Annotated in this window: 8 protein-coding genes; 3 read left to right on the forward strand and 5 right to left on the reverse strand. The window is 67.8% G+C overall.

The window, feature by feature from the left end; all coding sequences use genetic code 11:
* Positions 1-88 precede the first annotated feature (88 nt).
* Entirely contained in the window at positions 89-397 is a 309-nt protein-coding gene (locus tag GA0070607_RS15575; RefSeq protein WP_157743163.1) for a hypothetical protein, read from the reverse strand.
* A 472-nt stretch (positions 398-869) separates the two neighbouring features.
* Between GA0070607_RS15575 and GA0070607_RS15580 the strand changes: the two genes are divergently transcribed.
* From GA0070607_RS15580 to fxsT, 3 genes are read left to right on the forward strand one after another with little or no spacing between them, the layout of a single operon-like run.
* The gene (locus tag GA0070607_RS15580) at positions 870-1259 is read left to right on the forward strand and encodes a DUF1624 domain-containing protein (protein WP_231931057.1); all 390 of its coding nucleotides are present in this window, start codon (positions 870-872) and stop codon (positions 1257-1259) included.
* Positions 1220-1654, forward strand: coding sequence for a hypothetical protein (locus GA0070607_RS32770; RefSeq protein ID WP_172899043.1), 435 nt, complete (start codon positions 1220-1222; stop codon positions 1652-1654). The genes GA0070607_RS15580 and GA0070607_RS32770 overlap by 40 nt, the downstream gene beginning before the upstream one ends.
* The gene (fxsT, locus tag GA0070607_RS15585; RefSeq protein WP_172899044.1) at positions 1638-5204 is read left to right on the forward strand and encodes an FxSxx-COOH system tetratricopeptide repeat protein; all 3567 of its coding nucleotides are present in this window, start codon (positions 1638-1640) and stop codon (positions 5202-5204) included. The genes GA0070607_RS32770 and fxsT overlap by 17 nt, the downstream gene beginning before the upstream one ends.
* A 307-nt stretch (positions 5205-5511) precedes the next feature.
* Here fxsT and GA0070607_RS32370 read toward each other — a convergent pair whose 3' ends face one another.
* From GA0070607_RS32370 to GA0070607_RS15600, 4 genes are all read right to left on the reverse strand, one after another.
* Complete coding sequence (locus tag GA0070607_RS32370; RefSeq protein ID WP_157743164.1) at positions 5512-6171, reverse strand: hypothetical protein; 660 nt, start codon at positions 6169-6171, stop codon at positions 5512-5514.
* A 606-nt stretch (positions 6172-6777) separates the two neighbouring features.
* Positions 6778-10083 carry a type ISP restriction/modification enzyme gene (locus tag GA0070607_RS15590; RefSeq protein ID WP_089018866.1) on the reverse strand — a complete coding sequence of 1102 codons (3306 nt, stop codon included), beginning with the start codon at positions 10081-10083 and terminating at the stop codon, positions 6778-6780.
* An 858-nt stretch (positions 10084-10941) separates the two neighbouring features.
* Positions 10942-11379: a hypothetical protein gene (locus tag GA0070607_RS15595; RefSeq protein WP_089018867.1), complete on the reverse strand. Its 438-nt coding sequence runs from the start codon at positions 11377-11379 to the stop codon at positions 10942-10944.
* Positions 11380-11473: 94 nt separating this feature from the next.
* Positions 11474-13270 carry an IS481 family transposase gene (locus GA0070607_RS15600; protein ID WP_089018868.1) on the reverse strand — a complete coding sequence of 599 codons (1797 nt, stop codon included), beginning with the start codon at positions 13268-13270 and terminating at the stop codon, positions 11474-11476.
* Between the last annotated feature and the right edge of the window lie 491 nt (positions 13271-13761).

The following is a 13761-nucleotide window of genomic DNA, read 5'->3' on the forward strand; positions in this document are numbered from 1 at the left end:
CGCAGCAGGTAGCCGCTCCGCTCGCCCGGCACGGTGTACCGAGTGTTGGGCTCGCCAGTTTCGTCGTACGGCGCGCCGCTCTCCCGCATCAGGAGGAAGCCTTCGCGTAGGTCCCAACGGCCTTGGACCTGTTCTCCAGCGTGGCGAGCTGCACCTCCGGATGGGCCAGCCGGCGCAGCGTCTCCTGCACCTGGCGCAGCTTCTGATCCCGCACGCTCACCGACTGGGCCTTGCCCTTACCCCGCTCGGAAGGTGTCGCGACGAGATCGACCCAGCTCACGTCGGCATCCCGGTTGTTCAGCGGCAAGGTGTTTTGCGGCTGCTCCCCGGCCGAGCGCGACTGCGACACGAACAAGGCCGTCAAGTAGAAGCGCAGCGCGATTCCTCCGGGCGACATCAGCCGGGACGCCGGCGGCCGCTCCGACTTGGGCGGTAGCGCCCGGTCAGACCAGTCCCCCGTCCACATCCGCGGGGTCGCGCCGCGCCGTGAACTCCCACCGCATCAGGAGCTGCTTGCCGGTGGGAATCCGGGCGAAGGCCTTGCTGGCTCGCTCCGCCTTCGGATTGATCGTGGGCCAAGGCGTAGTCGATCAAACCGGACGAGACGCCCTGTGACCTGGGCCAGGACTGGTTATCGATGGTCATCAGTGGTCGCCGCTGGTTCACGTCAGACGCCCTGGAGACGCCCTGACGCCCTGCCAACGCCCTGATCTTGGCTTCACCTCAGGTTCCCGCTTTCGTGTGACCCCCCGTGGAGGAGCACGCCGATCAAGGCGCCTACTACTCTTCCTCTGCCTGATTGGCGACAGGTGATCGTTTCGGTAATCACGGGGTCGCGACCGGTGGTTGAGCTGTGGGATGGTGCAGCCGTGAATGAACCGGGCAGACCGAGCCGGTGGCAGCGGCCGCCGGAGAAGCCGGATCAGTGGAACGACTTCCGTCGGGGCATCGCGCTGCTGTCCATGGTGCTGTTCTTCTTCTGCGTCGTCGGCCTCGGGTTCCTGCTCTACCAGTTGGCGACCCTCGACGGAGACGCCGCCTTCGACGGCTGGTCGTTCGTCCGTTTCCCGTCGGTGGCGGTGCCGCTCGGCGTCGCCGCGGTGATGGGCGTCCGCGTCTACCGGGCGGCCAGCAATTCTGAGGCCAAGAGCCGCGGCAGAGTGATGGGCCTAGCCCTGCTCGCCGCTGCGGCCCCGTTAATCCAATACAGGAGGCGAAAATGGCGGTGGAGTTGTTGGCTGCGGCGGCCAGCGCGTTAGTGGGTGCGATGGCCACGGATGCGTGGGGATGGGCCAAAACCAGCTTCGCACAACTGTTTGGCAACAGCGACCGGACGCACGCTGAGGCGGCGGAGCGGCGGCTGGAAGCCTCACGCACGGAACTGGAGGGCCTGTCCGGTGAGGAGCTGTTGAGTGCTCGGTCGAGGGTGGAGGCAGCCTGGCAGGCTCGCCTAGGAGATCTGGTGGAGGATGCGCCGGAAGTGGCTATGCGCTTGGAGTCGCTGGTTAAGGAGGCAACTGCGCGGGTGTCGCAGACCAGGACCGGCTCGATCCAGCAGCACGCCGTCGCATTCGACAACGCCCAGCAGGCGGTGCAGGGCCAAGGGGTCCAGACCAACACCTTCGGTGGCGGCTCGGGTGCAGCAGGCCGATAAGCCCTCGACCGAGGCCCTCTACGGAGCGGATACCGGCGTCCCGGATCAGTTTGTGCTGGCCTCCGACCGGGGGCAACAGGCTGTGCAGGGGTCCGGCACCCAGCACAATTACTTCTTAGCCGCCGCATCGGCAGAGACGCTCCCGTCGATCGCCCCGCCGTGGGGGCGCCGTAACCCGCAGGTGCCGCTGCGGGGAAGGGATGCACTCGTCGAGCGGCTAAGCCGGCTTATGAGCGAGCAAAGTGAAGGTCGGCGGGTGCACGTCTTGTGCGGCCTAGGGGGAGCTGGCAAGACGCGCCTTTCGCTGGAGGTCGCGCACCACGTAGCGGCGCAGGGTACGGAGGTGTGGTGGGTGTCGGCCGTGGACTCCGGAGTCTTTGCCGGAGGGATGCAGGCGGTCAGCCACCGGCTCGGGGCGACTGTCGAGCAGCTGTCGCAGGCCAATCCCGCCGATCTGGTCTGGCGGTTGCTGCGCCAGCGCAGGCAGCCGTGGCTGTTGGTGATCGACAACGCCGATGATCCGCAGCCTGTGCTGGCCCCGAATGGGCAAATCGCCGACGAGACGGGCTGGCTGAGGCAACCCGGACCAAATGGGGCAATTCTTATTACCACCCGCGATGGGAGCCGTCGCACGTGGGGGCCGCAGGCGTCCCTGCATCGGGTGCCGGAGCTGAGCGGACACGACGGCGGCGAGGTTCTACTCGATCTCACCGGTCCGCTGGCCGGATCCCGCGTCGAAGCCGACGCGCTCGCCGAGCGGCTCGGTGGGCTGCCACTTGCGCTACAGATGGCCGGCTCCTATTTGGCGACCGTCAACACGACCCCGGCCGCGTTCCGGGAGCCTTCAGCTCCAGTGACGTTCACCGAGTACCAGGCCACCCTTAACCGCGACTTTGCCCGGCTATTCCCGTCGTCTGAGCGATCGAACGCTTCAGCGCAAGCGGGGGGCAACGAGGTCATCACCCAGACGTGGGAGTTGTCCCTGACCTTGTTGCAGCGGCGGGGGATCGCCGAGGCGCGGCCGCTGCTGCGCCTGCTGTCCTGTTTCGAGATCGCGCCTATTCCCTACGGCCTGCTGCTTCACGTTCCAACGATGGCCGCCTCCCCGCTGTTTCCTGGTCTCACAGCCGCTGGGCTTTGGCAAGCGCTGACCGCGCTTGCGAGCCTGAGCCTAGTAACCCTCTCCCATGACGCGACCGCCGCAGAAGAGGTGGCCGACAACGTAACGCTGCATCCGGTGGTACGCGACACCAACCGAGCACACGCTGATGTCACCGAACGCCTGGATGTCTACCTTCCGCTGGTCACTCAATTGCTCTTGCGCGCCATGGACATCGATCACCACAGCACAGCCGATCCGGCTTGGTGGCCTGTCTGGCAGGCCGTAACGCCGCACGCCTCAAGCGCCCTGCACCTGCTACCGCCTAACACCGACCTCCCTTCGGAAGCCATCGAGAGGATCACCTGGCCAGCAACCTTCGGCGCCTATTACTACAGAGCGATTGGCCGTTACACCCAGTCCGATAGGGATATCCGCGAGGTGCTCGCCGCCGAAACCCGTCTCCTAGGCGAGGAACACCCCGACACCATGACCAGCCGGCAGGTCCTGGCTGGCCTGCTTGAAAATCGGGGGCAGCTGGAGCAGGCCGAGGCCGAGTACCGGGCCGTGCTCGCCGCCCGCAACGCCACGCTGGGCGAGGAGCATCCCAACACCCTGTCCACCCGGTTCGCCCTGGCTAACCTGCTTCACAATCGGGGGCAGCTGGAGCAGGCCGAGGCCGAGTACCGGGCCGTGCTCGCCGCCCGCAACGTGATCCTGGGCGAGGAGCATCCCGACACCCTGACCAGCCGGCAGACCCTGGCTAGCCTGCTTGATAATCGAGGGCAGCTGGAGCAGGCCGAGGCGGAGTTCCGGGCCGTGTTGGCCGCCCGCAACGCCATCCAGGGCGAGGAGCACCTTCATACCCTGTCCACCCGGTTCGCCCTGGCTAACCTGCTGCGTGATCGGGGGCAGCTGGAGCAGGCCGAGGCCGAGTACCGGGCCGTGCTGGCCGCCCGCAACGCCGTCATGGATGAGGAGCATCCCGACACCCTGACCGTCCGATACACCCTGGCTGACCTGCTGCGTGATCGGGGGCAGCTGGAGCAGGCCGAGGCCGAGCACCAGGCCGTGCTCGCCGCCCGCAACGCGATCCTGGGCGAAGAGCATCCCGATACCCTGACCAGCCGGCAGGCCCTAGCTAACGTGCTGCATGATCGCGGGCAGCTGGAGCAGGCCGAGGCGGAGTGCCGGGCCGTGTTGGCCGCCCGCAACGCCGTCCAGGGCGAGGAACACCTTCATACCCTGTCGACCCGGTACGCCCTGGCTGGTGTGCTGCGTGATCGAAGGCAGCTGGAGCAGGCCGAGGCCGAGTACCGGGCCGTGCTCGCCGCGGAAATACGGCTTCTGGGCGAAGAGCACCCCAACACCCTGACCACCCGGCACGCCCTAGCTAACGTGCTGCATGATCGCGGGCAGCTGGAGCAGGCCGAGGCGGAGTTCCGGGCCGTGTTGGCCGCCCGCAACGCCATCCAGGGCGAGGAACACCTTCATACCCTGTCGACCCGGTACGCCCTGGCTGGTGTGCTGTCTGATCAGGGAGAGCTGGAGCAGGCCGAGCGCGACTATCGGGCCGTGCTCGCCGCGGAAATACGGCTTCTGGGCGAAGAGCACCCCAGCACCCTGACCACCCGGCACGCTCTGGGTGGCCTGCTTCGTCGTCGGGGACAGCTGGAGCAGGCCGAGGCGGGGTTCCGGGCCGTGTTGGCCGCCCGCAAGGCCGTCCTGGGCGAGGAACACCTTCATACCCTGTCGACCCGGTACGCCCTGGCGGACCTGCTGCGTGATCGGGGGCAGCTGGAGCAGGCCGAGGCCGAGTACCGGGCCGTGCTCGCCGCGGAAATACGGCTTCTGGGCGAAGAGCACCCCAACACCCTGTCCACCCGGCAGGCCCTGGCTTGGCTGCTGCATGATCGCGGGCAGCTGGAGCAGGCTGAGGCGGGGTTCCGGGCTGTGTTGGCCGCCCGCAAGGCCGTCCTGGGCGAGGAACACCTTGATACCCTGTCGACCCGGTACGCCCTGGCTGGTGTGCTGTCTGATCGGGGAGAGCTGGAGCAGGCCGAGCGCGACTATCGGGCCGTGCTCGCCGCGGAAATACGGCTTCTGGGCGAAGAGCACCCCGACACCCTGACCACCCGGCACGCCCTGGCTGGCCTGCTTCGTCGTCGGGGACAGCTGGAGCAGGCTGAGGCGGGGTTCCGGGCTGTGTTGGCCGCCCGCAAGGCCGTCCTGGGCGAGGAACACCTTGATACCCTGTCGACCCGGTACGCCCTGGCTGGTGTGCTGTCTGATCGGGGAGAGCTGGAGCAGGCCGAGCGCGACTATCGGGCCGTGCTCGCCGCGGAAATACGGCTTCTGGGCGAAGAGCACCCCGACACCCTGACCACCCGGCACGCCCTGGCTAGCGTGCTGCGTGACCGGGGACAGCTGAAGCAGGCCGAGGCCGAATGAGGCCAGTCAGTCCGATCACTGACAGCACGTAGGCCCGCTAGTGAGTTCTTCTCTCCAGCGTCGCCAAGACCGGTGCGTTACGTGGGACGCAGCTCGTCCAGGTTTTGTGTTGTTGCTCAGCCTCCTAATCCAACTCGCTTAGGTGGACCCGTTGCTTTCCCGCCATGCTGCCCAAAGACGACTTGGACGCTCTGGTGGTCAGGCGTGCTGGCCTCGCTTCGGCTGGCTGCATCGGCTTGCCGCTCGTGCACAAGTTGCACCCTGTTGGGGTCGCGCTGGGGTCAGTTACGGTAGCAACTCTCCGGGCCTACCCACTGGATGCACCTGATGCTGGCCGAGGAGCCACCTGCTGTTGAAGCGGAGTAACGAACACCTCCACCGGCACGCTCCACGGCTCGAATCCTTCACGCGCACACTTGAGGAGTAGACGGACGGGCTTGTCCTTGTAGTCGCGTCGCCAGGATGTCTCACTGCCACTTTTGTTCCACCGAGGCGGATACTGCCGGTCCATGGAAAAATAGGTGCCTTCGCCCAAGGGCAACCCGAAGGGTGCAACCGTGCGATCATTCTCGGATCCGCCGTCGGTTCCATGCCTGAACCGGTACGGCCCCCAGACGTGATTGGCGACTTCCTCCGCGCTGGGCCCTCCGGCAACCTGCGATGCTCCACGAGCGTGGTAATCGTCGCGGATAGAGAGTCGAATCTGGTCGAGGCGGTCGAGGCTGGGAGGGCCCACCAACTCCACGCGCATCAGCGCGTACGTGTCGGCCTGAGCCTCAATCGACACCTTGAACTGGGGAATCGTCTCGGCCCAGATGCGTCGCGTTTCGATCCTGGTTAGCGCGGCCGTCGAGCTACCAGCGGTTTGCGTTGCCCCGTAAGCCAAGTAGGCCACAGCCAGAGCAACAAACGCCGCGACAGCGCTGGCTACGGTCCCGATGGCGCTCCAGATTTCAGCTACTTCCACAAGCCAGGGATCGTACGGGTTCCGCTTCGGCGCCGGTTGACGATCCTCACCGGCTCCTCTGCCTCCTGCCTCTTGGCCACGTCGGCCACACAACTTCTGAAGCCTGAGGGCACAGGCTGGCCCTAACCGAGGCGGCGCATACACCGCGAACCGCGATGAGGCACCCGTCTGGATTCAGCCGTTCGGCTCAGAGCGTCTCGGCGGACGCCCTCCGCCGGCTCCGCGACCGGGCATGCTGCGACGCCATTCGTCCACTGCGGGCAGTTGCCGGGGCAGCCAATAGGGTTGGCGGCCATGGTAACCAGCGGGCGCGGGGAAGGGCCGGTTGGCATAGATCCCGCCCGGTCGGGAGCGTTGCAGCCACGAGTAGACGGCGCGGGGTTTCACCGCGTACCGCTGGCACAGGTCGGTTACGTCGATGAACGGCTTGCCGGGCAAGGTCGCGGACGAATCGCCTACCTGCGCGGAGTGCGGGTCCATGGACGGGCTCCTCTGCGTGACCAGCTAGTGATGCAAGGCTAACCGGGGGGTCACGCCGAGCGAGCGACATCCACTTCTCCCCCGGCGGCTTTAGGTTCGGCAGGAACCGGTCCCCAAGCGCTGCGATTACACCAAGCGTACGACACCATCGGCCGCTGCCTCGTGTTGGTCATTGGTGAGGCCGTACAGGGGTTTGCGGTCTGACGTGCCAGTGGGCCAACGGACGCCGGCGGCGGTCAACTGGTCACGATTGAGGACCTCGTTGGCCAGCACTGCGGCGAGGAGTTCGGCCTGGGCGGGCTCCATCTCGACCAGCCGGGTCAGGACGGTCAGCAGGTCGACGAACTCACCCGTCCAGCCCGGCTCCCAAACGTCGACGTGCATATCGTCAAGGGGGGACCCTCGCCGCCCGCCCGGCTCCTTCTTGCGGTAGTTGAACCAGGATTTGATGATGTTCCGGCCGCCGACGGCGTAGTCCCACACGTCCACCCCGACTGGCCCGAACTCGCCGTCACCAACGGCGATGACCTGGCGTTGCGGGTCGTAATTGATCGTCTCAGGCACCCGCGTGACCGGGGCCAGCGACAGCGGCTGCCGCGCATCGCCGGAGGGTAACCGGATCGAGCTGCATGGCCGCTCCGGGGCGGTGAACGCTCTGCCGTAGGTGTGCAGCCAGAGGACCTGGCAGCCAACCTCGATCGCGGTGCGCCAGAGCGCGGGATCGATGGTGATCGGTACTCGGAGGCCGGGTGTGGTCAGTTCGTCGGTGAAGGTGGCGGTGAAGGCTGGATGAGCCGTGATGCCCGCGACGTAAGCGAGGACGTCGTCGGCAGGGACCTCGATGCCAAGTCGTTGGGACAGTGCAGCCGTTAGTCCTGGCGCGAGGTTCGGTTTTCCGCCTGGGTGAAGGTAGGGCAGTGTCCGGCCACCACGGTTGTTGAAGTTATGGAAGTCGGGCATCAGCGCGGAGAAGATCAAGGCGGGACCGCTCGCGATGGGGTGCGAGTGTTGCTCGATGGCGAAGACCTGGCCGGGTACGCGGGCTGACCAGAGGTCTCGGCGGGGCATGTCCATGAGGCGTGGGTCGGCGAGTACCCATTGCCGGTCGAAGGCCCGGTAGCCAACCTGCACGACGACGGCGGCTGGCTCGACCTCGTCAATCACCGGGACGCTTGGGTTCGGGTGCGTGTCGTCGCCGGGAAGCCGCGGCTTTACCTTCACGAGGTTGGCGTCACGGCCTTCCTTGAACAGTTCAGCCTTACGTTGCCGGTCGGTCTCACCGACCAGCATCGCCCACCGTCGCTTCAGCACCTCTCGACTGGGCGCGTAGACCCACGTGCGGGTCGGGAACAGCCCCGGGGAGTACCAGGGCATCAGGTCGGCAAGCGCGGGGTAGGTGTCCCAACTGCTGGTGGCGGCCGGGGTGAGCGGGGCGTCCCACTCGGTCCGGCAGTCTCGCCAGCCGTCGTCGTCGAGCTGCGCCTCCGCCAGCGCGGCTAGTTTGTCAGCTCTGCGGCCGGTCAGGCTGCGGTGATGGATCAGTGCCGGCTTGTCGCGGGTGGCGTCGGCGGTCCGGACGAAGATGCCGATGGCGAGCGGTTGCCGGACACCGGGGAAGATCCGGGTCGGGATATCCGGCGTCTGTCCCTCGGGCGTGAGGTCGATGATCCAGCCCTCGGAGGCGTACCGGCGTAGGTACTCGCGCATGCCCGTGAAAGCCGGCCCGGACAGGTAGCCGGAGGTAGTGACAAAGCAGATCACCCCGGCATCCCCGTCCACCTGGTTGTGGGTCGACTCCCATACCTTCCAGGTGGCCCAGCGCCAGAAGTAGACGTACAGGTTCTTCAGCTTCGCCTTGAACCGTCCGATGCCCGGGGCGTACCAGTCCTCCAACGGGGCTGAGGCGCCGCGCTTGCTGTCGAGGCCGGTGGTGCCGTTTTCGACCCAGCCGCCCTCGCCATTGGCAAGTTCCGCGTATGGCGGGTTTCCGATGACCACGGTGACGTTGGCGCGGGCTTTGATGGCGTTGGCCTTGCGCCGGGCGCGGGCGATGAGTTGCAATCCTGAGCCGAGCTGGACGTCACTGGCGTGCGGGTCGTCGAGCGTGTTGGTGACAAACAGCTTCATCCCGCCGGGTGGAGGAGACGCCCCGTGCGAGGCGAGCAGGTCTGCGGCGCGTAGCTCGGCCACCGCGTACGGACCCATCTGAAGCTCGAAGCCGATCACCCGCTCGGCGGCCAGGCCGACCGCGCCGGCTACTGCGCCCGGACCGTCATGGGCTTCGGCGACCTTGGCGATGCGTTCAAGAATGGTTTGCAGGTACGTGCCGGTGCCCATTGCGGGGTCAACGGTGAGCACGTCGGGGTCGGCGAAGCCACGCGGTTTGTCCAGCCGGGAGACGAGGACGTTCTCGGTCAGCCGGACCATCTGCTCGACCAGCTCAACCGGGGTGTAGTACGACCCGGATGCCTTCCGCAACTCGGGGTCGTACTCGTCGAGGAAATGCTCGTACAGGTGCAGATAGGTGTCGCGCTGACCTCTCCGGATCCTTGTCCAGTCAACGGCGTCGACGACCCGGGCGAGCAGATCGAGGGTCACCTTGAAGTCAGCGACAAGGTCGTCGGTGAGTAGCTGCAACGCCCGACCCATCAGCGAGTGCTCGGCGCGGAGCTGCTCACCGATGGTGTGCAGTGAATGCCCTGTGACGGTGATCGAGTTAGTGCGGGCCAGCAGCAACGCGAACGTCACCGTCTGCGCGTATCCGTCGGCGAAGGTGGCGTCATCAGCCTGCGGGAACAGCATCCGCCGCCAGTCCTGCGCGAGTCCTAGGAAGGGCTGACCTTCCCGCTCGGCCCCTCCCCGAACCGCCTTCCGCTCGGCGGCAAGCTGGTCCAGGACCTCGCCGCGCAGTAGCCGCGTGAGCGGGGCAACAGCGCGCACCAGCGCGCCGACGCTGGTGATCGGTGCCGGCCGCCACTTCAGGAACTCGGTGAGCAGCTTCTCGAAAGCCGGTGGGGCGATGACGCTTCCGCTGTCGAGGCTGCCGGCGAACCGTACCGGCGCGTCGACCAACTCCCGATCGCGGTAGAGCCGCCATTCCGTGCCGTTGGTGTAGAGCAGGTTCGGTAGGTCGCGTTGGCGCTCCCACTGCACCCGGTCATGGCCGCGCAGTCCGCCCGGATCGATGCTCTTGCCGGGTGCCTTGATCTCCATGTACCCGGTGATTGCCCCGCCGACACTGACGCCGTAGTCCGGCCGGACCTGCCGCTCGGTGTCGCGGACCTCATCGTGAAAAACGGCCGTCACGCCCAACTGCTTGCCTGCGGCTCCGAGAAGCATCTCGATCGGGCTGCGAATCGCGGCCTCACGCTCGCCAGGGCCGGCGAGCTTTGATGCACACGCCGCGTTGAAGTCGCGGACAGCGCTGTCCAACCAACCTGCTGTCCCCGGCACCCTTACCCCCACTGATAAGCCCTGGGCCTGATCTTCCGCCAAGCTACCGGATGCACACCCGGCCGTCACCGCTCGCGAACCTCCGACGCCCACCTCATGCGCCGGCCGCCCGACCATCGGGACACGTCCCGCAGCGCCTACCTGCCATCCCGTTTGCCATCGACCCGCCCTCTGGGGAGCGGGGCTCCGCCCGGCCCGCCACGTCAAGCGGACCTTGACGCAGGTTCGGACGCTGGCGGGTCGGGCGGTGGTCTGCTCGGCTTGCCCGGGTCGATGGCAGGCGGGATGGCCTACCGCAACCACCCACGAACCGTGACCCGCCGACGCAGCCCCGGCCATCCTGGAGCCGGAGCGCCCCCGCCGGAGGCGCCTAACCGCAACCCCGCGACCGCCGCCAACTCGCCGACGCGGCCGGCGTGCGCTCCCCTACGCCGCGCGCGCTCGTGGCCGCGCGGCCCGGCCGGCTGCCGGCCCACCACCCCACCGGTCAACGCCTTGCCGTTCTGCGGCGGCCCCTTGGGCTTCCCGCTCTCCGCGCCAGCCGCCGGGCGTTCGGCGCGGCCGGCCGCGAGCCCCAGCGAGCAAGCCGGCCGCGCGCCCTGGCGGCGGCGCGTGCGGCCCGTTGCGGGCCGCCTTGAAGACGTACAGAAACTTTGAACGGGGATTCTGGTGAGGGTGTGTCCTGCGCCGGCGATGCCTGGTCTCGCATGATGTTTGACGGATCGGCGTCGGAGGATCTTTGACACTAGGCCGTGATCGAATGTCGACGGTTCGGTGGGGGATTCCGGTGGATTGTACCGGTCAACGATGTCTGGCGGCGGCTACTCGTGCGGTCGGTCACGCGACCGCGAGTCGTTGCAGTGCGTCATCGAGGGCTTGGCTGGATAGGGCTACGAGATTCGCGACTTCCCCTGGGTGGGGTAGGTCGACTTTCAGGTGCAGTCCGAACGCGTGGTAGCGGTGGATCCGCGCGGACGGCCGCGCGTCGTTGAAGTCCACGTCAGCGCGTGGCCGTTTGGCGAACTGCCAGGCCAGTGCACCGCGGCGGCCTACCTTGTCGGCGGCGCGCAGGAAGTCCGACGTTTCGAAGAGCACGTCATATTTGAGGCGGGCGATGGTCAGGCGAGTTGGTTCGAGCTGGCCGTCCGCGGTGAGAGGAACCAGGCAGTCGTTCCACTCGGCACCTTCTAGTGGAGCGTGCTCGCTGAGCAGCACGTAGCCCGTGTGGGGATCGAACGCGCGGGCAAGCGCGGGCAGCGTGGCCGGCCCGACCATCGCCGAGAAGAGTCCCTCCGACGTTGACGTTCGTGACCACAGGCGCACAGGTCGATCATGCCAGGGCTGGCTGTGTGGCCGTCGTCCGCGCGGGTTAGCCGCCGTTGGCGGTCGTGATCTGGTGTTTGGCTTTGGTGCGGTTCAGGTCGGTGGTGCTGCGGCGGGGCACGGCCTTGATCGGGGTGTCGGCGTCGTAGACGGTGACGTTGTGCTCGTCGAGGGCGACGGTGACGAGTTTGCGGGCGTGCACGACGCCGACTTGGATGCGTTGACCGGCGACTTGGATGCTGCCGGTGATGGACACGACCCGCTCGACGGTCGGGGCGGCGGCTGGGGGTGGGATCGGGGAGGCGGGTCGGGCGTCGCGGATGCGGCCGCAGGCGGTGGGCGGGAGTGGGCAGCGCAGGATGCGGCGCAGCTGCCCGGCCTCGTCGATGACGTGCAGGAGGATGCCGTCGAGGCGGATCCGGACCCGTTGGCCGGCAAGCGGCATGCCGACGCTGATCTGTCGGCCGGCGATGGTGATTCCGCCGCAGGCGTTGACGACCCGGTCGACCTCAACGGCGGTCGCTTGCGGCTCGGGCTGCGGTAGTGGAGGCGGTCCGGCGGGGGTGCCGCCGTCGGCCAGGAGCCGGGCGAGGTCGCGTTGGGACAGCCGGGAGGCGCTGGATTTGATGCGGGCGCCGTCGGCGGTCAGGACGTGCAGCCGGTCGGTGTCGACCCAGATCGTGACCGGGGTGCCGGCGAGGGTGGGGCCGAGCCACACCTGCTGCTGGGCGACGGTCAGGTTTCCCGACGGTGGCACGACGCGGACGAGTTGCACCGGCTGCGGGCGGTTGGTGGATACGGTGACCGAGGTGGCGTCGTTCTCGACGGCGGGTGGCGTCCTCGGGGCCGGTGGTGCGGTGGGCAGCAGCCCGGACGGCAGGCGCAGCTTCGGAGCGTGCAGCTCAACCTGGTTCCGGCCGGGGGTGGGTCGGTGGAACCGGTCGGCGGGGAAGGCGTCGTCGATGCCCTGGTGCGGCCGGTCGTAGTTGTATTCGGCGACGAACAGGTCCACCGCGGCTTGCGCCTGCTCGACGGTGTCAAACACTCGCCCGTCGTCCAGGCATTCGCCCTGCAGGCTCTGGTGGAACCGTTCGACCTTGCCCGTGGTGGTCGGGGTGCGGGGTTTGGTGTTGCGGGCCACGATGCCGTTCTCCCGGCAGATCCGCTCGAACAGCACCTCACCCGGTCGCGGTGTGGTGAACCGGCCGGTGAACTGTTTGCCGTTGTCGGTCAGCACCTCACCCGGCAGCCCGAAGCGGGTCAGTGCGGCGGCGAACGCGGCGCAGACGGCCCGACCGGTGGCACGACGGACCACGGTGGCGATCACGCAGTAGCGGGAGTGGTCGTCCAGACCGGTGACGACCTTCGCCTCGGTGCCGTCGGCCAGCAGGACACCACCGACGATGTCCATCTGCCACAGCTCCATCGGCTCTGGGCGTTCCCACCGCCGGTAGTCCTCCCGCCGGCGCTTCCGCGGCACCGCCGGGACCAGGTTGTTCCGCCGCAGAATCCGATACACCGTCGCCCGAGCCGGCGGCGGAGTCACACCCCGGCGCCCTGCCTCGAACCGCAGCCGACGCGGACCCCACCGCGGATGATCCCGGCGCAGCTCACACACCAGCGCCTCCGTCGAGGGATCAACCCGGTGCGGGCAGACATGGGGCCGGTGAGAGTGGTCCTCCAAGCCTTTGATGCCATCGGCGGCATAGCGGGCCAGCCAGTTGTGGATCGTCTGCCGCGACACCCCATAGCGGGCGGCGACCTCCGTCTTCGGAGTGCCGCCCAGGCATTCCATGACGGCGTGAAATCGCTGTTCCATGACGCTCAACTCCGCGAGTCCCACCCGGAGCTCCTCCCGCCTGAGTTACAGACGCAACGAGGACCAGGCCGACCAGGTGTCAAACATCAACCGAGGCCGCCATGTCAACCATCAACCGGCGCAGGACATGTCCTGCGCCGGCGAAGTGGTTCAAAGTTTCTGTACGTCTTCAAGGCGGCCCTGAACGGGCCGCACACGCCGCCGCCTGGGCGCGCGTCCGTCGCTCCGCTGGTGCTCCGACTCCGGCCACGCAGACGCCCGGCGGCTGGCGCGAAAAGCGGAAAGCCCAAGGGGCCGCCGCAGAACGACAGGGAGCGTTGACCGGGTGATGGTGGGCCGGCAGCCGGCCGGGTCGCGCGGCCATGAGCCCGCGCGGCGTAGGGGAGCGCACACCGGCCGCATCGGCGAGCTGGCGGCGATCGCGGGGTTGCGGTTACTGCGCCTCCGGCGGGGGCGCTCCGGCTCCAGGACGGCCGGGGCTCCGCCGGCGGGTCACGGTCCGGGGGTGGTTGCGG

The sequence above is a fragment of the Micromonospora coriariae genome, assembly GCF_900091455.1.
Taxonomy (GTDB): domain Bacteria; phylum Actinomycetota; class Actinomycetes; order Mycobacteriales; family Micromonosporaceae; genus Micromonospora; species Micromonospora coriariae.